At 72.7% G+C, this 22,186-nt stretch carries 20 protein-coding genes; 13 read left to right on the top strand and 7 right to left on the bottom strand.

Going from position 1 to position 22,186, the window contains the following annotated elements; genetic code table 11:
• Positions 1 to 241 precede the first annotated feature (241 nt).
• Positions 242 to 1,249, bottom strand: a complete 1,008-nt coding sequence (locus ACZ4A5_RS30200; protein WP_467591154.1) for a sigma-70 family RNA polymerase sigma factor — start codon at positions 1,247 to 1,249, stop codon at positions 242 to 244.
• Between the two features lie 506 nt (positions 1,250 to 1,755).
• Here ACZ4A5_RS30200 and ACZ4A5_RS30205 point away from each other — a divergent pair.
• On the top strand, positions 1,756 to 2,193 hold the full coding sequence (locus ACZ4A5_RS30205) for a hypothetical protein (protein ID WP_467591157.1): 438 nt from the start codon (positions 1,756 to 1,758) through the stop codon (positions 2,191 to 2,193).
• 20 nt (positions 2,194 to 2,213) lie between these two features.
• Here the strand turns inward: ACZ4A5_RS30205 and ACZ4A5_RS30210 are convergent, their stop codons facing one another.
• The gene (locus ACZ4A5_RS30210; protein ID WP_467591159.1) at positions 2,214 to 2,996 is read right to left on the bottom strand and encodes a dioxygenase family protein; all 783 of its coding nucleotides are present in this window, start codon (positions 2,994 to 2,996) and stop codon (positions 2,214 to 2,216) included.
• A 116-nt stretch (positions 2,997 to 3,112) separates the two neighbouring features.
• Between ACZ4A5_RS30210 and ACZ4A5_RS30215 the strand changes: the two genes are divergently transcribed.
• Positions 3,113 to 3,637, top strand: a complete 525-nt coding sequence (locus ACZ4A5_RS30215; protein WP_467591161.1) for a MarR family winged helix-turn-helix transcriptional regulator — start codon at positions 3,113 to 3,115, stop codon at positions 3,635 to 3,637.
• A 196-nt stretch (positions 3,638 to 3,833) separates the two neighbouring features.
• Here the strand turns inward: ACZ4A5_RS30215 and ACZ4A5_RS30220 are convergent, their stop codons facing one another.
• Positions 3,834 to 5,348 (bottom strand): MFS transporter, encoded by a 1,515-nt coding sequence (locus tag ACZ4A5_RS30220; RefSeq protein ID WP_467591164.1) that lies wholly within the window; start codon positions 5,346 to 5,348, stop codon positions 3,834 to 3,836.
• Between the two features lie 84 nt (positions 5,349 to 5,432).
• Positions 5,433 to 6,071 (bottom strand): TetR/AcrR family transcriptional regulator, encoded by a 639-nt coding sequence (locus tag ACZ4A5_RS30225; RefSeq protein ID WP_467591167.1) that lies wholly within the window; start codon positions 6,069 to 6,071, stop codon positions 5,433 to 5,435.
• A gap of 276 nt (positions 6,072 to 6,347) precedes the next feature.
• Here ACZ4A5_RS30225 and ACZ4A5_RS30230 point away from each other — a divergent pair, with 276 nt between their 5' ends.
• Positions 6,348 to 7,622, top strand: a complete 1,275-nt coding sequence (locus tag ACZ4A5_RS30230; protein WP_467591170.1) for a M6 family metalloprotease domain-containing protein — start codon at positions 6,348 to 6,350, stop codon at positions 7,620 to 7,622.
• A 4-nt stretch (positions 7,623 to 7,626) separates the two neighbouring features.
• Here the strand turns inward: ACZ4A5_RS30230 and ACZ4A5_RS30235 are convergent, their stop codons facing one another.
• Positions 7,627 to 8,250: a TetR family transcriptional regulator gene (locus ACZ4A5_RS30235; RefSeq protein ID WP_467591173.1), complete on the bottom strand. Its 624-nt coding sequence runs from the start codon at positions 8,248 to 8,250 to the stop codon at positions 7,627 to 7,629.
• A 110-nt stretch (positions 8,251 to 8,360) separates the two neighbouring features.
• On the opposite strand from ACZ4A5_RS30235, the gene ACZ4A5_RS30240 reads away from it, so the two are divergent.
• The 3 genes from ACZ4A5_RS30240 (at position 8,361) to ACZ4A5_RS30250 (ending at position 10,207) form a co-directional block, all read left to right on the top strand.
• Entirely contained in the window at positions 8,361 to 8,510 is a 150-nt protein-coding gene (locus ACZ4A5_RS30240; RefSeq protein ID WP_467591175.1) for a hypothetical protein, read from the top strand.
• 2 nt (positions 8,511 to 8,512) lie between these two features.
• Entirely contained in the window at positions 8,513 to 8,851 is a 339-nt protein-coding gene (locus ACZ4A5_RS30245) for a hypothetical protein (protein ID WP_467591178.1), read from the top strand.
• A 231-nt stretch (positions 8,852 to 9,082) separates the two neighbouring features.
• Positions 9,083 to 10,207 carry an IS701 family transposase gene (locus ACZ4A5_RS30250; RefSeq protein ID WP_467591205.1) on the top strand — a complete coding sequence of 375 codons (1,125 nt, stop codon included), beginning with the start codon at positions 9,083 to 9,085 and terminating at the stop codon, positions 10,205 to 10,207.
• A gap of 329 nt (positions 10,208 to 10,536) precedes the next feature.
• On the opposite strand, the gene ACZ4A5_RS30255 is transcribed toward ACZ4A5_RS30250, so the two are convergent.
• Positions 10,537 to 12,489 (bottom strand): helix-turn-helix domain-containing protein, encoded by a 1,953-nt coding sequence (locus tag ACZ4A5_RS30255; RefSeq protein ID WP_467591181.1) that lies wholly within the window; start codon positions 12,487 to 12,489, stop codon positions 10,537 to 10,539.
• Positions 12,490 to 12,768: 279 nt separating this feature from the next.
• Here ACZ4A5_RS30255 and ACZ4A5_RS30260 point away from each other — a divergent pair, with 279 nt between their 5' ends.
• Together ACZ4A5_RS30260 and pabB are read left to right on the top strand one after the other, a co-directional pair.
• A complete protein-coding gene (locus tag ACZ4A5_RS30260; RefSeq protein WP_467591183.1) occupies positions 12,769 to 13,512 on the top strand; it encodes a methyltransferase domain-containing protein in 744 nt (247 codons plus the stop codon).
• A complete protein-coding gene (gene pabB / locus ACZ4A5_RS30265) occupies positions 13,500 to 15,665 on the top strand; it encodes an aminodeoxychorismate synthase component I (protein WP_467591186.1) in 2,166 nt (721 codons plus the stop codon). Before ACZ4A5_RS30260 ends, pabB begins: the two co-directional genes overlap by 13 nt.
• Here pabB and ACZ4A5_RS30270 read toward each other — a convergent pair.
• Positions 15,566 to 16,525 carry a transaldolase family protein gene (locus ACZ4A5_RS30270; protein ID WP_467591189.1) on the bottom strand — a complete coding sequence of 320 codons (960 nt, stop codon included), beginning with the start codon at positions 16,523 to 16,525 and terminating at the stop codon, positions 15,566 to 15,568. The two genes, pabB and ACZ4A5_RS30270, sit on opposite strands and share 100 nt — an antisense overlap.
• Before the next feature lie 585 nt (positions 16,526 to 17,110).
• Here ACZ4A5_RS30270 and ACZ4A5_RS30275 point away from each other — a divergent pair.
• From ACZ4A5_RS30275 to ACZ4A5_RS30295, 5 genes are read left to right on the top strand one after another with little or no spacing between them, the layout of a single operon-like run.
• On the top strand, positions 17,111 to 18,271 hold the full coding sequence (locus ACZ4A5_RS30275; RefSeq protein ID WP_467591192.1) for a 3-deoxy-7-phosphoheptulonate synthase: 1,161 nt from the start codon (positions 17,111 to 17,113) through the stop codon (positions 18,269 to 18,271).
• 52 nt (positions 18,272 to 18,323) lie between these two features.
• Positions 18,324 to 19,094 (top strand): 2,3-dihydro-2,3-dihydroxybenzoate dehydrogenase, encoded by a 771-nt coding sequence (locus tag ACZ4A5_RS30280; RefSeq protein WP_467591194.1) that lies wholly within the window; start codon positions 18,324 to 18,326, stop codon positions 19,092 to 19,094.
• A 34-nt stretch (positions 19,095 to 19,128) separates the two neighbouring features.
• Positions 19,129 to 19,785, top strand: a complete 657-nt coding sequence (locus tag ACZ4A5_RS30285) for an isochorismatase family protein (protein WP_467591197.1) — start codon at positions 19,129 to 19,131, stop codon at positions 19,783 to 19,785.
• A 17-nt stretch (positions 19,786 to 19,802) separates the two neighbouring features.
• The gene (locus ACZ4A5_RS30290) at positions 19,803 to 21,704 is read left to right on the top strand and encodes an anthranilate synthase family protein (RefSeq protein WP_467591200.1); all 1,902 of its coding nucleotides are present in this window, start codon (positions 19,803 to 19,805) and stop codon (positions 21,702 to 21,704) included.
• Entirely contained in the window at positions 21,674 to 22,009 is a 336-nt protein-coding gene (locus ACZ4A5_RS30295) for a hypothetical protein (RefSeq protein ID WP_467591202.1), read from the top strand. Before ACZ4A5_RS30290 ends, ACZ4A5_RS30295 begins: the two co-directional genes overlap by 31 nt.
• Positions 22,010 to 22,186: the final 177 nt, after the last annotated feature.

Consider the following 22,186-nt stretch of genomic DNA (forward strand, 5'->3'; position numbering starts at 1 on the left):
CCCCCCCCCCCCCCCCCCCCCCCCCCCCCCCCCCCCCCCCCCCCCCCCCCCCCCCCCCCCCCCCCCCCGCGCCCGCAGGGCGCTCCCGCCGCAGGAGGCAACGAAACCCGCACCAGACAACGGCAAGCCCGCAGGCCACCCGAACCGCAAGGCGCAAGCAACCCGCACCAAACCACCCACACAGAAGGACCCCGACGCAGGGGGGGAAGCGCCGGGGTCCGGTCTATGAGGATATGCCCTTTTACGCCGCCGCGTCGAAACCCGTATCGTGAGCCATCTTCTTCAGCTCCAGAAGCGCATGCTTCTCGATCTGCCGAATCCGCTCACGCGTAAGCCCATGCTGCTTGCCGACCTCGGTCAGCGTGCGCTCGCGCCCGTCCTCGATGCCGTAGCGCGCCTTGATGATCGAGGCGGTGCGCTGGTCGAGGCGGCCGATGAGATCCTCGAGCTCCTCGCTGCGGAGCAGGGCGATCACGGACTGCTCGGGGGAGACGGCGGAGGTGTCCTCCAGGAGGTCACCGAACTGGGTCTCGCCCTCGTCGTCCACGGACATGTTCAGGCTGACCGGGTCGCGGGCCCAGTCGAGGACGTCGCTGACGCGGCCGGGCGTGGTGTCCAGCTCGGCGGCGATCTCGGCGGGTTCGGGGTCGCGGCCGTTCTCCCGGTTGAACTCGCGCTGGACGCGGCGGATCCGGCCGAGCTCCTCCACGAGGTGGACGGGCAGCCGGATCGTGCGGGACTGGTCGGCGATGGACCGGGTGATCGCCTGGCGGATCCACCACGTGGCATACGTGGAGAACTTGAATCCCTTGGTGTAGTCGAACTTCTCGACCGCGCGCACCAGGCCGGCGTTGCCCTCCTGGATGAGGTCGAGGAGGGGCAGGCCGCTGCGGGGGTAGCGGCGGGCGACGGCGACGACGAGGCGGAGGTTGGACTTGATGAAGACGTCCTTCGCGCGGGCGCCCTCGGCGGCTATCGCCTCCAGCTCCGCGCGGTCCGCGCCCGCGGCCCCGGCACCCTCGGAGTCGAGGGCTCCGTCGAGGAGCTGCTGGGCATAGACACCGGCCTCGATGGTCTGGGACAGCTCGACCTCCTTGGCGGCGTCGAGCAGGGGCGTACGCGCGATCTCGTCGAGGTACATGCCGACCAGGTCGCGGTCGGCGATTTCCCCGCCAGCGGCGCGAACACTGCTTGCCCCTTCAGCGCCCTTTGCGGCGGTCTGACGACGGGCGACGGCACGGGTTGCCATGCGTGCTCCCTTGCGATGAGTCGGTCGCGGGACGGATGGGACTCCCTTTGAGGGCGGACCCTGTCACGAGTGCCCCGTCCGAAGGAAAGAACGACTGGAATCCGGACAGAATTCCCATGGAACGCCTTATTTTTTGTGATCATGCAGTACCCTGTCCGGCCACAGCGGGGGAGAACGCTCCGAGGGGCCGGGGAAGCGCAGGTCAGAGCCCGCACGGAGGGTGACGCCGGGGTGGCCGGGAAGCGTGGTCCACGATCGTCGGCGCTGACGCCTCGGGCCCCCGCTCATCCTTCAAGACGACCCGGACCCGCCGACGGTTGCCCGGGCCGCCGCCCGGGACGTCCGGAACGTCGGATTGCGCTCGGCCGGCCCGGCACGGCGGGGGCCTGAAGTGATCGAGTTGCCGCCGCCCGTACGCGGGTGTGCCCTGGTGGGACAAGGCAGCGGTGCGCGCCACCGCCGGCGGAGCCGACGCGGGGGTGACGCACAGGCGAGAGGAGCCCGCGATGCCGACGCACTCGATCATGCCCGGCCACCACCCCGGCCACGAGGGCCCCGGCCCGGTCCCCCGCGGCACGCGGCTGCGCGGCGCGGAGCACCCGTCACGGCTGTCCTGGGCCGTCCCGCTCACCGGCGCCGTCGCGCTCGGTCTGTACGCCGTCTTCCTCTCGGGCCAGAACGGCTTCACCACCCCCGGCTCCTGGCTCATGGGGATCGCCGTCGCGCTGGTCTCCGGGGGCGTCGGGTACGTCCTGATCCGCGAGCGGAAGAAGATGATCACCGAGGTCCGCGCGGTCGCGTTCGGGGCACTCCTCGGCTGTTGCATGGGCTTCCTCTACAGCCTCAGCGGGGACTCCGTGCTGCGCTCCATCGAGGTCGGGCTGCTGCTGGGCCTGGGGATGGGCCTCGTGTCGTACTACGTCTTCTACTCGCACGAGCACTGAGCCCGCACCCGCCCCCGCTCCTACCCGAACTGCACCGACCGCTTCGCCAGGCCCATCCAGAAGCCGTCGACGGCGGTGCGCTGACGGTCCAGGTCGCCGCCGGCCGCGCCGAGGGTGACGAAGAGCGGGGCGAAGTGCTCGGTGCGCGGGTGGGCCAGCCGGCCCGCGGGGGACTTGCGCTCGAAGTCCAGCAGCGCGTCGACATCCCCGGCGGCGAGCGCCTCGCGCCCCCAGGCGTCGAACTCCACCGACCAGGCGGGCGGCCCGGATCCCGCGTGCCGCAGCGCCGCCAGGTTGTGGGTGAAGAACCCGCTCCCGACGATCAGCACGCCCTCGTCACGCAGCGGCGCGAGCTTGCGCCCGATCTCCAGCAGCCGCTCCGGGTCGAGGGTGGGCAGCGAGATCTGGAGGACGGGGATGTCCGCCTCGGGATACATCTCGACCAGCGGGACGTACGCGCCGTGGTCCAGCCCGCGGTCCGGTATGTCCTGTACGGGGGTCCCGGCGCCCCGCAGCGTCCCGCGCACCCGGTCGGCGAGCTCCGGCGCGCCGGGAGCGTCGTACCGCACCGCGTAATAGCGCTCGGGGAAGCCCCGGAAGTCGTAGACGAGCGGCACCCGCGTGGTGGCGCCGAGGGCGAGCGGGGCCTCTTCCCAGTGGGCCGAGACCATCAGGATCGCGCTCGGCCGCGGCAGCCCGGCGGACCAGGCGGCGAGCTCGGCGGTCCACAGCTCGTCGTCCGCGAGGGGCGGCGCGCCATGGGAGAGGTAGAGCGCGGGCATGCGCTCGCCGGTGGCCTGCATGGTGCCTCCCGAGGAGTTTGTTTGAAAGTTCAAGCTATTCGCCAGTTTAGCCCTGCCTTATTTAAACTTCAAGAATTGCGACATCGAGGAAGCCGACGGGTGAAACAGTGGATGCTATGACCAATCGAAAGGCCCCGGACCGAAAGGCCCCGGACGCCGGGCAGCGGCGCTGGCTCAGCGCCGAGGAGCAGGACACCTGGCGGGCGTACCTCCACGCCACCATGCTCCTGGAGGACCACCTCGACCGGCAGCTCCAGCGCGACGCGGGGATGCCGCACGTCTATTACGGGCTGCTGGTCCACCTCTCCGAGGCGCCGCGCCGCCGGATGCGGATGACCGAGCTGGCACAGGGCGCGAAGATCACGCGCTCGCGCCTGTCGCACGCCATCGCCCGCCTGGAGAAGAACGGGTGGGTCCGCCGGGAGGACTGCCCCTCCGACAAGCGCGGTCAGCTGGCCGTCCTCACGGAGGAGGGCTTCGCGATGCTGAAGGAGTCCGCGCCGGGCCATGTGGCCGCGGTCCGCGGCGCCCTCTTCGACCGGCTCACGCCCGAACAGGCCGTCCAGCTCGGCGACATCTGCCGCACCATCGCGGCCGGCCTCCAGCCGGCCTCGGGCGCGGACCTGCCCTGGCTGCGCTGAGCGCTCCGCTGGAAGTACCGCGATGCGCCGTCGGTCGTCTGCGGCGCCGTCGTGGCTGGTCGCGCAGTTCCCCGCGCCCCTTCAGGGCGCTGCCGAACCGCAGTGGACTTCACCCGACTTGCTTAGAGGGCGCGTACGCAAGAACGAAGACCCCCCGCCGTTCGGCGAGGGGCCTTCGTTCTTGCTGCAGACCAGGTCAGTGCGCCATCACCGGGATGGCGTCCTCGACCGCCTCGCCGTCACCGGACCGCGCGGCCGGGCCGCCCTGGTGGCCGGTGTTGATCGCGAGGAACGCGATCGCCGCGGACAGACCGAGGATGCCGACCGCCCACCAGATGGCGACGGAGTAGCCGTGCACGCTCGACTGGAGGACGAGCAGCTTCTGCCCCGCGGCGCCTCGGGCGGCCTCGGACAGGTGGGACTTGGCGTACGCGGTGCTGGCGCTGGCCGCGATGGTGTTGAGCAGCGCGGTGCCGATGGCGCCGCCGACCTGCTGCGAGGTGTTGACCATCGCGGAGGCGACACCGGCGTCACGCGGCTGGATGCCGTGCGTCGCCAGGCTCATGGCGGGCATGAAGGCGGTGCCCATGCCGAGGCCCATCAGCATCAGGCCGGGCAGGATGCCCACGCCGTAGGAGGTGTCCAGGTCGATCCGGGTCAGCCAGAGCAGGCCAAGGGCGGCGAGCAGGAAGCCCGGGCCCATCAGCCAGCGCGGGGCGACCCGGGTCATCAGGCGCGCGCCGATCTGCGTCGAACCGATGATCATCATGAAGATCATCGGGAGGAAGGCGAGGCCGGTGCTGACCGGGCTGTAGCCGCGGGCGACCTGGAGGTAGTAGGTCAGGAAGAGGAACAGGCCGAACATCGCGATGGCCGCGAGGCCGAGCGAGGCGTAGACGCCGCCGCGGTTGCGGTCGGTGATCACACGCAGCGGCAGCAGCGGCGACTTCACCTTGGACTCGACGGCCAGGAAGGCGAGCAGCAGCACGGCGGCGACGATGAACAGGCCGATGGTGGCACCCGCGGTCCAGCCGTCGGACTCGGCGCGGGTGAAGCCGTAGACCAGGGAGACCAGGCCGGTGGTGGCCAGGACGACGCCGGGGATGTCCAGCTTCGAGGGGTTGCGGCTCTCCGCGGGCTCGCGGATCACGGCGATGGCACCGGCGGCGGCGACCACGGCGAAGGGGATGTTCACGAAGAACGTCCAGCGCCAGTTGAGGTACTCGGTGAAGACGCCGCCGAGGATGAGGCCCACGCCACCGCCGGCACCGGCGATGGCACCGAAGACGCCGAACGCCTTGGCGCGCTCCTTGGCGTCCGTGAACGTGACGGCGAGCAGCGACAGCGCGGCCGGCGCGAGCAGCGCGCCGAAGACACCCTGGAGGGCGCGGGCGCCCAGCAGCATGCCGGTGTTCATCGCGGCGCCGCCGAAGGCGGAGGCGACCGCGAAGCCGATCAGGCCGATGACGAAGGTGCGCTTGCGGCCCCACAGGTCGGCGATCCGCCCGCCGAAGAGCAGGAGGCCGCCGAAGGCGAGCGCGTAGGCCGTGATGACCCACTGCCGGTTGCCGTCCGAGATCCCCAGGTCGGTCTGGGCGGAGGGCAGCGCGATGTTCACGATGGTCGCGTCGAGGACGACCATCAGCTGGGCCAGGGCGATGAATATCAGCGCTTTCCAGCGCCTGGGGTCGGGGGCGGACGTGTGGGGCATGGTGCCTACCTCAGTGTTGCGTGGTGCGGGACGGCGAGCGCGTGGCGGGAGGAACGGAAAGGAAGCCGCCACGAAGTCTTGGGGTCAGCCGGAACAGTGGCCGCGGCGCAGGTCCTCCAAGGAGGCCGCGGCGCCGGGGAGTTCGGAACGGGCCGGGTTCATCAGGCCGTCGAGGAAGAGCTGGACGTGCCGGTGCACGAAGGCGTCGAAGACGTCACAGCCCTTGCCCGGCAGCGGCCTGGTCAGCTGGGCGAGCGCGATCATCAGATCCCCGACGGCGACGTCGGCGCGCAACTGCCCGGAGGCGCGGGCGGCTTCGATCAGCTCCTCGACCGCCCGGTCCAGGCGGCCGCCGGCCGCGACGTGGTCCGGGTGCGTCGGGTCGATGCTCTCGGCGAAGAGCGTGCACAGCGCCCCGACCCGCTCGTCGGCGGCCGCGTGGGCGAAGCGCCTCAGCGCGTGGAAAGCATCGGGCTCCTCGGCTCGGGCCCTCTCCGCCTGCTCCGCGAGGCGGCCGAGGACATAGAGGGTGACATGGCGGATCAGCTCGGAGCGGTCCGCGAAGTGCCGGTACAGCGTGGCATTCCCGACCCCGGCGCGTCGAGCGATTTCATCGAGCGAGGTCTCGTCGCCGTACTCGACGAGCGCCTCCCGCGCCGCGGCGATGATCCGCTCGCGGTTGCGCAGGGCGTCCGCGCGGAGGCGGGGCTGGGTGGTGGCCACGGGGGGCACTCCTTTCTCGGGCTTCTCCCCGGCCCGGGTGACGCCCTGGGCCGGCTCTGTGCGCCGGATCACAAGCGGGGAGCGATTCCCCGTTTCGGCCGGACGCAGGGTTAAACGGGGACGCGCTCCCCGGATATTTCCCACCGCGGGCATGACGCGCGTCACACTCGCGACGCCTCCATCTGCCGCAGCCCGGGGAGCGCTCCGGCGCGCGGCGGCACAGGGTGATCACAGAGCGGCCGGACGGCGGGCCGCGCGCCCGGGAGGTGCACCGGCATGAGATCCCTGGCCATCGCGGTCATGGTGCTGCTCACGCTCGCCCTCACCGTGCCGCTGCCCGTCCGGGAGGGCGGGACCGGCGCCCTGGTGGCCGCGGCGCCCGGCGCCCGGTCCGCCACACCCGCGGGGGCGGGCCGCCCCACCGGCCCCTGCGCGCTCCCCGGCGTCACCGACAACGTCTCCGAGTCCGCGCACACCCCCGACGGCTTCGCCCGCTCCTTCGGCACGGTGCGCGCGGTCACCCTCTTCGTCGACTTCCCCGACGCGCGGGCCACGATCAGCCCGCAGGAGCGCTACGCCGAGTTCTTCCCGGCGGTCGCCGACTTCTTCCGGGCCAGCTCGTACGGGCGGCTGGACTACCGCTCGACGCCGGTGCCGCGCTGGATCCGGATGTCCCGCCCGTACGCCACCTACGGCATCACGCGCGGCGCGCCCTTCGACGGCGGCAGCGACAACGGCTACCACGCGATCGCGAAGGAGATCCTGGCCGCCGTCGACCAGAGCGTCGACTTCCGGCAGTTCGACCTCATCAACGTGCTGGTCGCGCCGGGCGCCGGGCCGCCCGCCACGCAGGACGTCCGCTCGGTGACCTTCGCGGGCGCCCCCACCGGGCTCACCACGGACGACGGGACGCCCTTCAAGAACGTCTCGTTCATCTGGAGCCGGCAGACCGGCGACAGCCCGTTCCGCGTCCTCAACCACGAGAACAGCCACAGCTTCGGCCTGCCCGACCTCTATTACACGAGCACCGAGGAAGGCGGCCGGGTGAAGACGCCCGTGGGCCACTGGGATCCGATGGACGAGGACTGGGGGCCGTCCAACGACTTCCTCGCCTGGCACAAGTGGAAGCTGGGCTGGCTGGCCCCCGGTCAGGTGCGCTGCCTGACCGGCCCCGGGCGGCACGTGGTGAGCCTGACCCCGGCCTCGGTCCCCGGCGGCCCCAAGCTGGCCGTCGTCCCGCTCTCCCGCACCCGCGCGATCACCCTGGAGGTCCGCACGCCGGGGCCGCTGGACCACACGGTCTGCCGGGCCGGCGTGCTCGTCTCCACGGTCGCCACCGACATCGCCTCGGGCGCGGGCCCCGTACGCGCCCTCGACGCCACCCCCGGCAGCATCGGCTGCTACACCAACGACCTGAACGTCAACGCCCCGCTCAGCGACGCGCCTTACGTCGCCGGGGAGCGGTGCTCGACGGCGGGGGTGGACGTCGAGGTGCTCGGCGGACGCGGCACGGGGCCGTGGCGGGTGGCGGTGACGGTGGGCGGGGGCTGACCCCTCAGGCGCCGTCCCGCCAGTGCCGCCGCCCGATGCTGATCAGCCGCAGCTGGCGCCGCGCCGTGTCCGCGATCGAGGGCTCCTCCCCGGGACCCGCCTCCAGGAAGGCGGACGCCGTCATCACCAGGTGATCGACGTACATCCCGGCGAGCATGCGCACGTCCTCCGCGCTCCAGCCCGCGGAGGCCTCCTGCGCCGCGAGCGCCTCGGCGACCTCGTCGCCGAACTTCGCCAGTTCCGCCGCTATCGCCTCGCGCACCGCCCGTACGCCGCCGTGCCGTTCGCGGGCGACGAAGCGCACGTGCGCCGGGTGCAGCCCTACGTACGCGGCGACCGCCGCCACGCTGCGGTCGATGACCTCCTCGGCCTCCGTCTGCTCGCCGAGGACCGCGCGGATCATGGCGTGCAGGCTGCCGAGCGACTCCTCGACCAGGGCCACGCCGAGGTCGGCCATGTCGCGGAAGTGCCGGTAGAAGGCGGCGGGCGCCACCCCCACGACCCGGGTGACCTCGCGCAGCCCGAGGCTGCTCAGGCTCTGCTCCTCCAGCAGGCCGAGCCCGGCCTCCAGGAGGGCCTGACGGGTCTTCTGCTTCTGGGCCTGGCGGACGCCGAGGGTGTTGCTCATGGATTCAGTAAACAACTGTTTGCTTGAGGACGCCACCACGGGGTACGCTGTTTTCAGTGAACAGTTGTCATTCCAGCTGTTCACCCAAACGCTCGAGGAAGGACCCGGAAATGATCTTCCTGATGGCGGCCATCCTCCTGCTGGGAGTGCTGGTGGGTGCCGCGGCACACACCCCGCTCCCCGTGCTGATCCCGGCGGCGGGTGTCATCGCCGTCTGGCTGCTGGCCTTCGCGGTCCGTGAACGGATGAGGGAGCGGTGACGATGACGACGACGCTGAACGAGCGGCGGCACGCGACCACCCCGCGGCCGGCCGCCTCCGACCCCACCCCCGCCCCGACGCCCGCACCCGCGCCCCGCGTTCGTCGCGACGTGCCGGACGCCATGGCCGTCTGGTCCTTCGTCCTGGGCCTGGTGGGGCTGCTGATCTTCAATCTGGTGCTGGGCCCCGTCGCCCTCACCCTGGCCTGCCTCGCCCTCGCCCGCGGCACGACCCGCAAGGGCCGCGCGGCCCTCGGCCTCGCGCTGGGCGCGGCGGACCTTGCCGTCATCGTCGCGCTGATGGCGACGGACCACACGATCTCCTGGGCGCTCGGCGGCTGAACCGCCGCTGTGCTCCCAGAACCGCTCCGGCCCGCGGTTGGGTGACCGCCGCACCTCGTCTTCCCCACGCTCGAACGACCACCGTTGAAGGCTCAGTCGCCAGTCGGCCGAACCGCAGGACGGAGTGTCGTGAACCAAGCAGCAGTGCTGAGTCTTAATGACCGCCGGGGGCAGCACCAGGGGCCGGACCGCGCCGGAAGGAGCGGTCCGGACGCACGAGGGGGCGCGGAGCTGCGCACTTCCCTCTTCTCCACCCTGCGCCGCAGCGACCAGCGCAAGAAGGCGGACCTCTATCTGAGCGGGCTGCTCGGGGCCGAGGGCCGCAAGTCGATCCGCAACATCGCCACCGTCCACGGCGGACCCGCCGCGGAGCAGAGCCTGCACCACTTCATCTGCAGCTCCACCTGGGACTGGGCGCCGATGCGCGCGGAGCTCGCCCGCTTCCTGGGCCGGACCGCGCCCCACCGCGCCTGGGTGGTGCGGTCGTTGGCCATCCCCAAGGCGGGGACGCACTCCGTGGGCGTGGGCCGCCAGTTCGTCCCCGACCTCGGGCAGGTGATGAACGGGCAGCTGGCGTACGGCGCCTGGTTCGCCTCCGAGGGGATCAGCGCACCCGTCGACTGGCGGCTCTTCCTGCCGCCCAACTGGCTGGACCACGAGGGCCGGCGGTCCCGGGCGGAGATACCCGAGGGCATCGAGGAGGCCACCCCGGCCCAGTGCGCCGTCGACACGGGCCTGGCCGCCGCGCGCTCCTCGGGGCTGCCGAACCGGCCCGTCATCCTGGACACCGAGCTGGGCGAACCCGGCACGGCGGTACGGGCGTTCGCGGCGGCCGGAGTCCCCCTGCTCGCGCGGATCGACGACAGGACGCAACTGGCCGTCGCCGACCGCGCCCTGCCCGGCTCCGGCCGCGGGGCCCTCCCGGCCCGGCAGATCCTGGAGTCCGTCAGGGGCCTGGCCCGGCCGGTGGACTGGACCCACCCGACCGCGCCCGGCGTACGCCTGACCGCGCTCGCCGCGGCGGTCCCGGTGCGGATCGCCCAGCCCGCGTCCGGCCCGGCGCCGCTCCCCCGGCGCGACCTCCTCCTGCTCGGCGAGTGGCCGGACCGCCGCCGCCAGCCGTCCCGCATCTGGCTCGCCGACCTGCCGGGGGTGCCGCTGAGCTCTCTGCTGCGCCTGAGCAAGCTCACGGCCCGGGTCGACCACGATGTGGAGCGGGTGGGGGACCGGGTGGGGCAACGTGACTACGAGGGGCGGTCGTTCCCTGGGTGGCACCGGCACATGACGTTGGTGTCGGCGGCGCATGCTCTGGCTATGCGGGCCGCTTCGCGGGAGCGGCAGCGCAGGGCGAGCTAGCGCCTGCGGCGGGCTGTGCGGGAGGGGACGCGGGCTGTCTGCCGGGCTCGTTCCCCGAACTGGGGCGCGTGCCCCAGGCCCCCGGCTGCCGGTCCGTTGCCGCCTGCGGCGGGAGCGCCCTGCGGGCGCGTCCTCAAACGCCGGACGGGCTGACTGGGAACCCTGAAGCGGATACGTCCCGCACGTGCCCCCAGCACCCACCACAAACCCAGCCCGGCCGGCGCTTGAGGCCGCGCCCGAAGGGCGCTCCCGCCCCAGGCGGCAACGAAACCCACACCCGGCAACGGCAAGCCCGCAGGCCACCCGAACCGCAACAACCCCGCGGACAACTACGCACCCCGCTCAGCCAACATCCTCCGAGTCCGATTCAGCCGCAACGCAAGCTGGATCTCCAGCGAACGCTCCGGTTTCTGCCAGTCCGAGCCCAGCAGTTCGGTGATCCGCTCCAGGCGGCGCGAGACCGTGTTGGGGTGGACGTGGAGCGCGCGGGCCGCGTGCCGTGGGCTGCTGCCTGAGGCGAAGTACGCCTCCAGTGTGCGGGTGAGTTCGGTGAAGCGCTGGGTGTCGTAGTCGAGCACGGCGCCGATGACGGAGCCGATGTAGTCGTCGGTGTCGTACGTGTCGCACAGGAGAAGGCCGAGGAAGCCCATCTGCCGAGGCGTGGCGACGCACCCCGTGTTGCCGAGCTCCGTGAGCGCTTCGAGGCAGTGCTGCGCCTCGCGGTAGACCTGCCGGACCGTGTCGAGGCCGGACGTCGGGCCGGAGGCGCCGACCGTGACCGGATGGCCGAGCAGCGGCGAGAGTTCGTCGCTCACGGCCCGGGCGACGGCCTCCGCGTCGTCGCCGGGCAGCAGCAGCGTGATGCAGCCGTTGTGCGCGCTCTTCAGGCCGCGTCTGCGGTGGGCGTAGGAGGAGGCCCAGACGACCGCCCTGCCCTGGGAGCCGCCTTCGGGGCGGGCCACCACGACGACGTGCGGGTCGTCGACGTCGACGGCGAGCGCGCGGGCCCGCTCCTCGACGTGCCGCCACGGGCGGCGCGGGCCCGCCAGCAGTTCGTCGAGGAACTCGTCGCGGACCTGGCTCGCGGCCACGGCCGTGCTGCGCTCCAGGAGCAGGGCCAGGGCGACGGTCCGGGCAGTGAGGAGGAGCGGCGCGGGGGGCTCCGCGTACGGTTCGTCCGGCACGAACAGCAGGGTGCCGAGGTCCTCGCCGCCGGCGCTGACGGGGGCGATCCAGGACCCGTCGCCCAGCGGCACCGGCTCGCCCCCGGCGTGCGCGTCCAGCACGCTCTCGGTCAGGTCCGCCGCGGCGGACGCGGGCAGTTCACCGGTCGCGGCCAGGATCCGGCCGCCGGGGTCACGGACGGCCAGCGTGCCGCGCATCGCCTCCGCCGAGGCGCCGACGATGCCGCGCAGATCGCTGCCGTCCAGGACCCGGCCGACCAGGTCGGTGTGCACGGCCTCGAGGCGGCGCCGCTTCGCGAGTTCGGCGCGGGCGGCGTCCCTGTCCCGCTCCAGCGCCCGGACCTCGGCCCGGGCGGCATCCAGCGACCTGGCCTTCTCGATGACGACGGCCGCGACGTCGGCCAGCGAGCACATCAGGCTGATCTCGTCCGGCAGGAAGTGGCGCACCTCGCGGCCCGCGCCGTAGAGCGTGCCGACGACGGTGCCGCAGCACCACAGCGGGACCGCCATGATCGCGTGGATGCCCTCGGCGCGGACCACCTCGTCGATCTCGTCGGCGTGCGCTATGCGCTCGTCGGCGAGATAGTCCGGGGTCCAGAAGGGGGCGCCCTCGGTGAGGACCGCGGTGCCGAGGCCCGATCTGCCGCGCACCTTCAGCCCGACGTTGAGCGCGGTGGTCTCGCCCTCCGAGGCGCGGATGGTCATCACGCCGTCCTCGAAGTCCGCGCCGAGGCCGAAGGCGACGCCCGCGGCCGACTCGTGGAGGCCGATGTAGGCGAGGTCGAAGCGCAGCAGCCGCTGGGCCCGCCGGGCGACGTCCTTGAGCAGGGTCTCCAGGTCACGGGCGTGGTTGAGCTCGCGCGCGGTGTCCACCAGCGCGGTCAGCCCCGCCTCGCGCCGCTGCCCGCGGCCGAACAGCTCGTGGATGTCCGTGCCCAGGCGCACGGCCCGTTCGAGCCGTTCCAGTTTCTTGACGGACGCGCCGTCCTTGCGCGCGCGCCGCAGCAGCTCCTCGAACTGCCGTGGCGCTTGCCGGTGGGCCAGAAGCTCGAGCACGTCCAGCGCGTCGGGGCCGGTTGTTCGGTGTGCGTCAGCCATCAGTTTGTCCCCCCGTAACAAAGGCTGCCTCCCAAGATCCATCTAAGAATCCATGTCCTAAGGCTACTAGTTTTGGTCAATTCAGCCCCAGGTCAGGGCGAGGGTGCGACATGAAACCGTAAAGAGAGCACCAGGGATGGTGACCCGGTCACCACGCCGGGAGGCGGACTGTGTCACGGCGTCACCTTTTGCCCTTTCATTACCGACGCCATGATCAATAACGGGGCCGTGGCAGGCCCTCGCCGACGACGTTTCCGCTGTAGGGGGCACAGGGGCCTGATGTCCGAAGTCCGCAGTTATCTCCGCTCCCTGGAGCGCAGCCAGGACTCCCTCACCCGGGAGGACCGGCCACGGACCTTCACCATGAACGCACGCGAGTGGGACCTGCTCGACGAGGTCTTCGCACCACCGCACACCTCGTCGACCGGCGCCGCCATGGGCCTGCTCGGCCTGGCCGGGCCGCGGCGGGAGCCGTGGCACGGCTCACTGCTGGAGATCGGCTGCGGCACCGGCGTCATCGCCGTCAGCGCGGCCCTGGCCGGCAGCCCCCGGGTCACCGCCTCGGACATCAACCCGCACGCGGTGCGCAACACCGCGCTGAACGCCGCGCGGCACGGCGTCGCCGACCGGGTCCGGGCCGTGCACAGCGATCTCTTCGCCGGCCTGGCGGACGACGAGCGCTTCGACACGGTCTACTGGCACTCCAACTTCGTCCTCGCGCCGCCGGATTACCGCTACCGCTCCGTCCACGAGCAGGCGTACGTCGATCCCGGCTACGCCGCCCACCGGCGGTATCTGGAGGAAGCGCCCCTCCGGCTGGCGCCCGGCGGCCGGGCCCTACTCCACTTCTCCAGCCGGGGGGACGCGAAGGCGCTGCGCCGGGCGGCGCGGGAGTGCGACCGGGAGCTACGGGAGCTGAGCAGTACGACCGTCCGCGACGGCGCGGTCCCGGTCGAGCACACGCTGTTGGAGGTGTCCGTCGTCAGGACACCGCGAGATACGGGGCAATCGTGCGCACGCTGATCATCGACAACTACGACTCCTTCACCTACAACCTCGTCCACTACCTGGCCGCGGTCAACGGCCGGGAGCCGGTGGTCGTCCGCAACGACGACCCCGCCTGGCGGATGGGCCGGCTCGCGGAGTTCGACAACGTCGTGCTCTCGCCCGGCCCCGGGAACCCGGGGCTCGCGGCCGACTTCGGCATCTGCCGGGAGCTCGTGGACCGCTGCGAACTGCCCCTGCTCGGCGTGTGCCTGGGACATCAGGGCATCGCCCTCCAGCACGGCGCCACGGTGGGCCGCGCCCCGGAGCCCCGGCACGGCCGCACCTCTCCCGTACTGCACGACGGGAGAGGGCTGTTCGCGGGGCTGCCCACGCCGTTCGAGGTCGTGCGCTACCACTCGCTCGCGGTCACCGACCTGCCCGACGAGCTGGAGGCGACGGCCTGGACGCCGGACGGCGTCCTCATGGGGCTCCGGCACCGGCGGCGGCCGATGTGGGGCGTGCAGTTCCACCCCGAGTCCATCCGCACCGAGTACGGACACGAACTCCTCGCGAACTTCGCCGCGTTGACCCGTGAGCACCAGGCGGAACGGCCCGCGCCCGTGCGGCTCTCCGGCCCCGCGGCCGCGCCTTCGGCCCGTACGGGGCAGCGGAAGTTGCGGGTGCTGGCCGAGCGGGTGCCCGTCCGCTGGGACGAGGAGGCCGCGTTCGAGGCGCTCTTCCACGGCGGTGAGCACGCCTTCTGGCTGGACAGCAGCACCCATGAGCAGCCGCTGGGCAGGTTCTCCGTCATGGGGGACGCCTCGGGCCCGCTCGCCCGCGTGGCCACGGCCGACGTCGGCACCCGCACCGTCTCCGTGCGGTCGGCCACCGGCACGCAGGTCGTCACCGGCGAGTTCCTCCAATGGCTGGACGCGGACCTGCGGGAGTGCGCCACCGACGTCCCCGAGCTGCCCTTCGACTTCGCCCTGGGCTGGGTCGGCTATCTCGGGTACGAGCTGAAGGCGGAGTGCGGCGGCGCCCGCGCGCACCGCTCCGAGGAGCCCGACGCGGCGATGGTCTTCGCCGACCGCGCCCTGGTCCTCGACCATCTGACGGGCACCGCCCATCTGCTCGCGCTGGCCGAGGACGGCGACGACGGCGCCGCGCGGGCCTGGCTCGACGCCACCGCCAGGGCACTCGCGGCGCTCACCGGCAGCGGGCCGCCCCCGCCGCCGGTGACCGCGCCGCTCTCCGGAGTGCGGCTGCGCCACGACCGCGAGGCGTATCTGGACCTGATCGCCGAGTGCGGGCGGGAGATAGCGGCGGGCGAGACCTACGAGGTGTGCCTGACGAACATGGCCGAGGCCGAGGGCGAGCTCGACCCCTGGCAGGGCTACCGCCTGCTGCGCCGGGTCAGCCCGGCACCGTTCGGGGCGCTGCTGCGCTTCGGGCCCCTCGCGGTGCTGAGCACCTCGCCCGAGCGCTTCCTGCGGATCTCCCGGGACGGCGTCGTCGAGTCCAAGCCGATCAAGGGCACCCGGCCGCGCGGCGCCACGCCGGAGGAGGACGCCGCGCTCGTCGCGGACCTGCGCGCGGACGAGAAGGACCGGGCCGAGAACCTGATGATCGTCGACCTGGTGCGCAACGACCTCGGGCGGTGCGCGGAGTGGGGCTCCGTCGAGGTGACCGGGCTCTTCGACGTCGAGACCTATGCCACCGTCCACCAGCTCGTCAGCACCGTCCGCGCGCGCCTGCGGCCCGGCGCGAGCGCGGTGGAGTGCGTGCGCGCCGCGTTCCCCGGCGGTTCGATGACCGGGGCGCCGAAGGTCCGCACCATGGAGATCATCGACCGGCTCGAAGCGGGCCCGCGCGGCATCTACTCGGGCGCGATCGGCTATCTCTCGCTGTCCGGCGCCGCCGACCTGAGCATCGTCATCCGCACCGCCGTGGTGACACCGGGCCGGGTGCGGTACGGCGTCGGCGGGGCCGTGATCGCCCTCTCCGACCCGGAGGCGGAGTTCGAGGAGACGGCGGTGAAGGCGGCCCCGCTGCTGGCCCTCACCCGCGGCGGCTTCCCCGGCCGGGCCGGTCAGGCGACGGCGGCCGACTCCAAGAAGGCGGCCCGCTCCAGGGAGCGCGCGGTCTCGTCGAAGGGGATGCCGAGCCTCTCCAGCTCCGCCACCACCTGACCGGCCGCCCGGTGCCCGCACGTGAGCGTGTCACCGTGCGCGCTCCCGTGCCGGGCCAGGTCCTCCAGGGCCGCGGGCGACAGGGCGCTCACCGTCCCCCAGCCGACGAGCCCGGCGGCCCCGCGCGCGTCGGTGGCCCACAGCGGGCGGGGCGGGCGGGCGCCGTGAGCCACGAGCGCGCGCCAGCGGTCGGTGCCCAGGAGTTCGTCGTGCGTCCGGTAGACGAGCCGGGCCGCGGCCAGGGCCGCCGTGCCGCGCAGCGCCCCGGCCTCGGGGGCGGCCGACCGCGCGAGCAGGGAGTCGACGTGGTCGCCGAGGCGGTCGACGTCCACCTGGACCACCGCGGCGACGGCGGTGAGGTCGCAGCCCTGCCCGGAGGCCCGTTCGAGGCCGTGGAAACAGGCGTCCGCCGCGGCGGCGTACCCCTGCGGGCCGCAGACCGGGCCGACGTGGACGCCGATGCCCCGCGCGAGGCAGTCGGCGGCGGCGGCCAGGCCCTCGTCAGTGGCGTCGGTCCTGATCAGCACATTGGGCCGGTCCACCGCGTCGGCCAGCGACCGCGCGGCCTCGGGGGCCGGGCCGGCGGCGGCGCTCACCGACACCCAGCCGTCCCTGCCGCCCGTGGCCGTGAACACCTCACGCAGGGTGTCGCAGGCCCCGCGGATGTCGTCGGCGGGCAGCGGATCGGCCACGGCGCCGCGCACCGCGCCCTCCGCGACCACGCGGGCCAGGGTGCCGTCGGCCAGATGCCCGTGGCGCAGGCCGTCCAGCCACAGGGAGACGCCTTCCGCGGTCAGCTGCCCCAGGACGTCGGTGCCGTCGGTGCCGTCGTTTCCCTCAGAGGACGAGCCCGTGTTCAACCAGCGCCTCCCGCATGGCTCGTATCGTGTGCGCGGAACGTCCTGCCGACAACTCCACCCGCCCTGACGCCTGGTGGAGTGCCGTGGGCGGACCGCCGGTCGGGCGGCGGGCGGCGTGGGCCACGGGGCGCGCACCACGTCGGACAGCGTGGAGCAGTTTACCCCCGGTCCGGCCGGCTCCCCTCTGCGCCGGCCGGGGGAGCAACCCCAACACCGTTGCGATTGTTTCCGTTTCAAGCGATCCGGCCCGAGTATAGGTACAGACCTGACCGCGCGCCGCCGTATCGGCCCTCACCGTCCCAGAGTCCCGTCGCGGCGACGAGCGGAAGCGGACCACTCCGTCATATCGCCCCCGCCCCGTCGCCGACTTGATGAAGTGGACCGGCTCCCGTTGACAACCGCCAGGCGTATGCGAAATGTCTTTCCCGGCCGGGAAAAACAACCGCCCGCGTCACCTGACGAAGTAGCGATTACGCCCTTCACCTCCTCGCTCCGGCTGTCACAGACTCCTTGGGCGCCGCTCCCTGAAATCCCTTTACAGGGGCGCCGCCACGATCGCCATGGAGGAATTCAGTGGACAGCGATATGTCACTCCTGCGAACTGCTCCGGCGCAGCAACAGCCGGACTGGGAGAATCACCCGGATCTCGTCCGCACGCACGCGGAGCTCAAAGAGAAACCCGCCCTCGTGAACGGGGCGGACGTACGGAATCTGCGCTCCCAGCTCGCGGAGGCGGCGGCGGGGAAGGTCCAGGTCGTGCAGTCCGGCGACTGCGCCGAGGACCCCGCGGAGTGCACGCCGGGCTACGTCGCCCGCAAGGCCGCGCTGCTCGACACGCTGGCCGGGGCGATGCGGATGAACGCGCACAAGCCCGTGCTGCGCGTGGGGCGGATGGCGGGCCAGTTCGGCAAGCCGCGCTCCAACCCGACCGAGGTCGTCGACGGCCGTGAGCTGCCGGTCTACCGCGGCCACATGGTCAACGACCCCAGCCCCGACCCCGAGCTGCGGCGGCCCGACCCGCGCCGGCTGCTCGCGGGTTACACCTCGGCGAGCGAGGTCATGCGGCACCTGGGGTGGACGGGCTCCGACCTGCCGCGCCGGATCGGCCCGCCGGTGTGGACCAGCCACGAGACGCTGCTGCTCGACTACGAACTCCCCATGGTCCGCCGGGACGACGAGGGCCGGCTGCTGCTGACCTCCACCCACTGGCCGTGGATCGGCGAGCGCACCCGCCAGGTGGACGGCGCGCACGTCACCCTGCTCTCCACGGTCGTCAACCCCGTGGCCTGCAAGGTCGGTCCGGGCATGACCGCCGACGAGGTCCTGCGGCTGTGCGAGAAGCTCGACCCGGAGCGCGTCCCCGGCCGCCTCACGCTCATCGCGCGCATGGGGGCGGACAACGTGGCGGAGAAACTGCCGCCCCTGGTCCGGGCCGTACACGCGGCCGGACACCCCGTCATCTGGCTCACCGACCCCATGCACGGGAACACCGTCGGCGGCCCCGACGGCCTGAAGACCCGCATGCTGGAAACCGTGATGCGCGAGGTCGCGGAATTCCAGATCGCGGTTTCCGAACACGGCGGCGTCCCCGGTGGACTGCATTTGGAGACGACACCGGACGACGTCACCGAATGCGTCTGCGATGTCACGACGTTCGACCGGGTCGGCGACAAGTACACCAGCTTCTGCGATCCCCGCCTCAACCCCATGCAGGCCGTACAGGTCGCCGCCGTCTGGCGGGCATGAACGACGCCCGCGCGTCGTCCCCCACGCCGCGCCGCAAACGAAAGGCTCAGCAGTGAACGGAAAAGTCGCGCTCGTCACCGGAGCGGCGGGCGGGATCGGTGAGGCGATCACCCGCGTCCTCGCCGGACAGGGCATATCGGTGGCCGCTGTCGACCGGGACGCCGACGCTCTGCGGGCGTCGGCCGGCCGTGCGGCGGCCGACGGCCTGGAGATCACCGCGTTCCCCGCCGACGTGACGGACAGCGCCGCCGTCGAGGCCGTCGTCGACGAGGTCGAACGGCGCCTCGGGCCCGTCGACCAGCTGGTCAACGCCGCCGGGGTGCTCCGGCACGGCCCGGCCAGGGAGCTCTCCGACGCGGACTGGTCGGCCACCTTCGCGGTCAACGTCACCGGCGTCTTCCACGTCTCCCGCGCCGTGGTCAACCGCATGGTCCCGCGCGGCCGCGGCTCCCTGGTGACCGTCGCGTCGAACGCCGCCGGCACACCGCGCACCAACATGGCGGCCTACGCGGCGTCCAAGGCGGCCGCCGCCATGTTCACCAAGTCGCTGGGCCTGGAGGTCGCCCGGCACGGCATCCGCTGCAACGTCGTGGGCCCCGGCTCCACCGACACCCCGATGCTCAACTCGATGTGGCACGACGAGAGCGGTCCCAGGGCCACCATCCACGGCGACCTCGACGCGTACCGCGTGGGCATCCCGCTGGGCAAGGTCGCCCAGCCCGAGGACATCGCGCGGGCCGTGGCCTTCCTGCTGTCCGACCACGCCTCCCACATCACCCTGGCCTCCCTCACCGTCGACGGCGGTGCGGCCCTCGGTGTCTGACACCGGCAACGACCACAGAAACGCGAGGCAGCCCATGCCGGGGATTCCCGCCATCGAGCCGTACCCGATGCCCACCGAGGGCGACCTGCCCGAGAACACCGCGACGTGGACCGTGGACCCGGACCGCGCCGTCCTGCTGCTGCACGACATGCAGCGCTACTTCCTGGAGCCCTTCCCGGCCGACGAGGCGCCCGGCCGGGAACTGGTCCGCAACGCCACCGCGCTGCGCGAGACCGCCGCCCGCCTGGGCATCCCCGTCGCCTACACCACGCAGCCGGGCAGCATGACCCCGCAGGAACGCGGTCTGCTCAAGGACTTCTGGGGCCCCGGCATGCGCGTCGACCCCGAACACCGCGCGGTGGTCGACCCGCTGGCCCCGGAGCCCGGCGACTGGGTGTTCACCAAGTGGCGCTACAGCGCCTTCTTCAAGTCCGAACTCCTGGAGCGCATGCGCTTCGACGGGCGCGACCAGCTCGTCATCTGCGGGGTCTACGCGCACATCGGCGTGCTCAGCACCGCCGTCGACGCGTTCACCCACGACATCCAGCCGTTCCTGGTCGCCGACGCCGTCGCCGACTTCTGCGCGGCCGACCACCGCCTGGCCCTGGACTACGCGGCCCGGCGCTGCGCCGTGGTCGGCACGACCGAGACCGTGCTCGCCCAGCTCCAGCAGGCCCGGGCGGCGCTGTGAGCACGCAAGGAGCCCCCATGGAGACCGACCTGCTGGCGCGGATCATCGCCGAACAGCCGCCCTCCTACGCCCTGTTGTACCGCCCCGAGGCCGCGGGCGCGGACGTCCTGGACGTGATCGTCGGCGACGCGGTGGCGGTGGACGACCTCGCCGCTCTGCCCGTGTCCGAGGAGGCGGGCCCCGCCGGCGCGCCCCGCCACGAGGTGCTGGCACTCGTCCCGTACCGGCAGATCGCCGAGCGCGGCTTCGCCGCTCCCGACGACGGCGAGCCGCTGATCGCGATGACCGTCACGGAGCAGGGCACCGTCCCCGTCGACGAGGCGCTGCGCCGCCTGCCGAACGTGCCGACCGAGCTGTCCGGCGGCCACTTCGACCTGGACGACGAGCAGTACGCGGACACCGCGCGCACGATCATCGCCGAGGAGATCGGCACGGGCGAGGGCGCCAACTTCGTCCTCAAGCGGTCCTACGTCGCCGACATCACCGGCTACACCCCGCACAGCGCGCTCTCCTTCTTCCGCCGCCTGCTGGCGAAGGAGGCGGGCGCCTACTGGATCCACCTCGTCCACACCGGCGGCCGCACGCTGGTGGGCGCCAGCCCCGAGCGGCACGTCAGCCTCTTCGACGGCACGGCGGTGATGAACCCGATCAGCGGGACGTACCGCTACCCGGACTCCGGTCCGACCCTGCCGGGCGTGATGGACTTCCTCGCCGACCGCAAGGAAGCCGACGAGCTCTACATGGTCGTCGACGAAGAGCTGAAGATGATGGCCCGGATCTGCGAGGACGGCGGCCGCGTGGTGGGCCCGTACCTCAAGGAGATGGCCCGCCTCGCGCACACCGAGTACTTCATCGAGGGGCACACCTCCCGCGATGTGCGGGAGATCCTGCGCGAGACGCTCTTCGCCCCGACGGTCACCGGCAGCCCGCTGGAGAGCGCGTGCCGGGTGATCAACCGCTACGAGCCGGAGGGCCGCGGCTACTACAGCGGCGTGCTGGCCCTCATCGGCCGGGACGGGCGCGGCGGGCGCACCCTGGACTCCTCGATCCTCATCCGCACCGCCGACATCGACGGCGGCGGGCGGCTGCGGATCGGCGTGGGCGCGACGCTGGTGCGCCACTCCGACCCGGCGTCCGAGGCCGTGGAGACCCGCGCCAAGGCCGCGGGGCTGCTCGCGGCCCTGGGCACCGACCGGGCGGAGGGCTTCGGCGGGCACGCGAGCGTGCGCGGCGCGCTCGAAGCGCGCAACGAGCACATCGCGGGCTTCTGGCTCCAGGAGAACGAGGCCCGGTCCCGGCCCGTGCCCGCGCTGGCCGGCCGTAAGGTGCTGGTGGTCGACGCCGAGGACACCTTCACGTCGATGATCGCGCACCAACTCCGGTCCACGGGGCTGGAGGTGACCGTGCGCCGCTTCGACGAGCCGTACTCCACCGACGGCTACGACCTGGTCGTCATGGGCCCCGGCCCCGGCGACCCGCGTGACACCGCGCACCCCAAGATCGCCCACCTGCGGGAGACGATCAGCGGGCTGCTGGCCGGGCAGCGGCCGTTCCTCGCCGTCTGCCTCAGCCACCAGGTACTCTCCACCCTGCTCGGCCTCGACCTGGTGCGCAGGGAGACCCCCAACCAGGGGGTGCAGTGGGAGATCGACCTGTTCGGCCGGCGCGAACGGGTGGGTTTCTACAACACGTTCGCCGCCCGCAGCGACGAGGACAAGGCCGAGACCCCCGACGGCCTGGTCGTGGAGGTCAGCCGGGACGCCTCGACGGGCGAGGTGCACGCGCTGCGCGGCCCCGGCTTCGCGTCGGTGCAGTTCCACGCCGAGTCCGTACTGACCGAGGACGGTGTCCGCATCGTCGGTGGCCTGCTGGAGGAGTTGATCCGGACATGCGTGTCGTGGTCGTCTGGTGGGAACTGAGCGAGTCGCGGCAGACCGTCGCCTCGCTGCGGGAGTTCCTCCGCGATGAGGCCGTGGGCACCTGGGCCCAGGTGCCCGGGCTGCGCCTGAAGCTGTGGATCTCCGACACCGAGGGCCCGGCCGAGCGCTGGGGCGCCGTCTTCGTGTGGGAGTCGGCCGAGGCGGCGGAGCGGCCCCTGCCGACCAAGGCGGGCGAGCTGATCGGCTATCCGCCGGCGCACCGTTCGTCCTTCGACGTGGAGGCGACGACGGAGGGGCTGTACGACCTCGCGCGGCTCGCGGGGCGGGGCCTGGCGTTCGCGTAGCGGCACCGCGTGGTGAACGCGTGGCGGGGGGGGGGGGGGGGGGGGGGGGGGGGGAGGGGGGGGGGCGGGCGTGGGGGGGGGGGGGGGGGGGGGGGGGGGGGGGGGGGGGGGGGGTGTCGTGGGGGGGGGAGGGGGGGGGTTTTTTGTTTCTCGGTTGCCCGCTGAAAAAACCCTTCT

The organism is Streptomyces sp. NPDC025618, assembly GCF_055558795.1.

Excerpts from the sequence above, each read along its gene's own strand:
- ACZ4A5_RS30255 (WP_467591181.1), bottom strand. The coding sequence starts at position 12,489 with ATGGCTGACGCACACCGAACAACCGGCCCCGACGCGCTGGACGTGCTC.
- ACZ4A5_RS30290 (WP_467591200.1), top strand. The coding sequence starts at position 19,803 with ATGGAGACCGACCTGCTGGCGCGGATCATCGCCGAACAGCCGCCCTCC.
- ACZ4A5_RS30230 (WP_467591170.1), top strand. The coding sequence starts at position 6,348 with ATGAGATCCCTGGCCATCGCGGTCATGGTGCTGCTCACGCTCGCCCTC.
- ACZ4A5_RS30200 (WP_467591154.1), bottom strand. The coding sequence starts at position 1,249 with ATGGCAACCCGTGCCGTCGCCCGTCGTCAGACCGCCGCAAAGGGCGCT.
- ACZ4A5_RS30205 (WP_467591157.1), top strand. The coding sequence starts at position 1,756 with ATGCCGACGCACTCGATCATGCCCGGCCACCACCCCGGCCACGAGGGC.
- ACZ4A5_RS30210 (WP_467591159.1), bottom strand. The coding sequence starts at position 2,996 with ATGCAGGCCACCGGCGAGCGCATGCCCGCGCTCTACCTCTCCCATGGC.
- ACZ4A5_RS30240 (WP_467591175.1), top strand. The coding sequence starts at position 8,361 with ATGATCTTCCTGATGGCGGCCATCCTCCTGCTGGGAGTGCTGGTGGGT.
- ACZ4A5_RS30260 (WP_467591183.1), top strand. The coding sequence starts at position 12,769 with ATGTCCGAAGTCCGCAGTTATCTCCGCTCCCTGGAGCGCAGCCAGGAC.
- ACZ4A5_RS30215 (WP_467591161.1), top strand. The coding sequence starts at position 3,113 with ATGACCAATCGAAAGGCCCCGGACCGAAAGGCCCCGGACGCCGGGCAG.
- ACZ4A5_RS30285 (WP_467591197.1), top strand. The coding sequence starts at position 19,129 with ATGCCGGGGATTCCCGCCATCGAGCCGTACCCGATGCCCACCGAGGGC.
- ACZ4A5_RS30245 (WP_467591178.1), top strand. The coding sequence starts at position 8,513 with ATGACGACGACGCTGAACGAGCGGCGGCACGCGACCACCCCGCGGCCG.
- ACZ4A5_RS30295 (WP_467591202.1), top strand. The coding sequence starts at position 21,674 with ATGCGTGTCGTGGTCGTCTGGTGGGAACTGAGCGAGTCGCGGCAGACC.
- ACZ4A5_RS30235 (WP_467591173.1), bottom strand. The coding sequence starts at position 8,250 with ATGAGCAACACCCTCGGCGTCCGCCAGGCCCAGAAGCAGAAGACCCGT.
- ACZ4A5_RS30275 (WP_467591192.1), top strand. The coding sequence starts at position 17,111 with ATGTCACTCCTGCGAACTGCTCCGGCGCAGCAACAGCCGGACTGGGAG.
- ACZ4A5_RS30220 (WP_467591164.1), bottom strand. The coding sequence starts at position 5,348 with ATGCCCCACACGTCCGCCCCCGACCCCAGGCGCTGGAAAGCGCTGATA.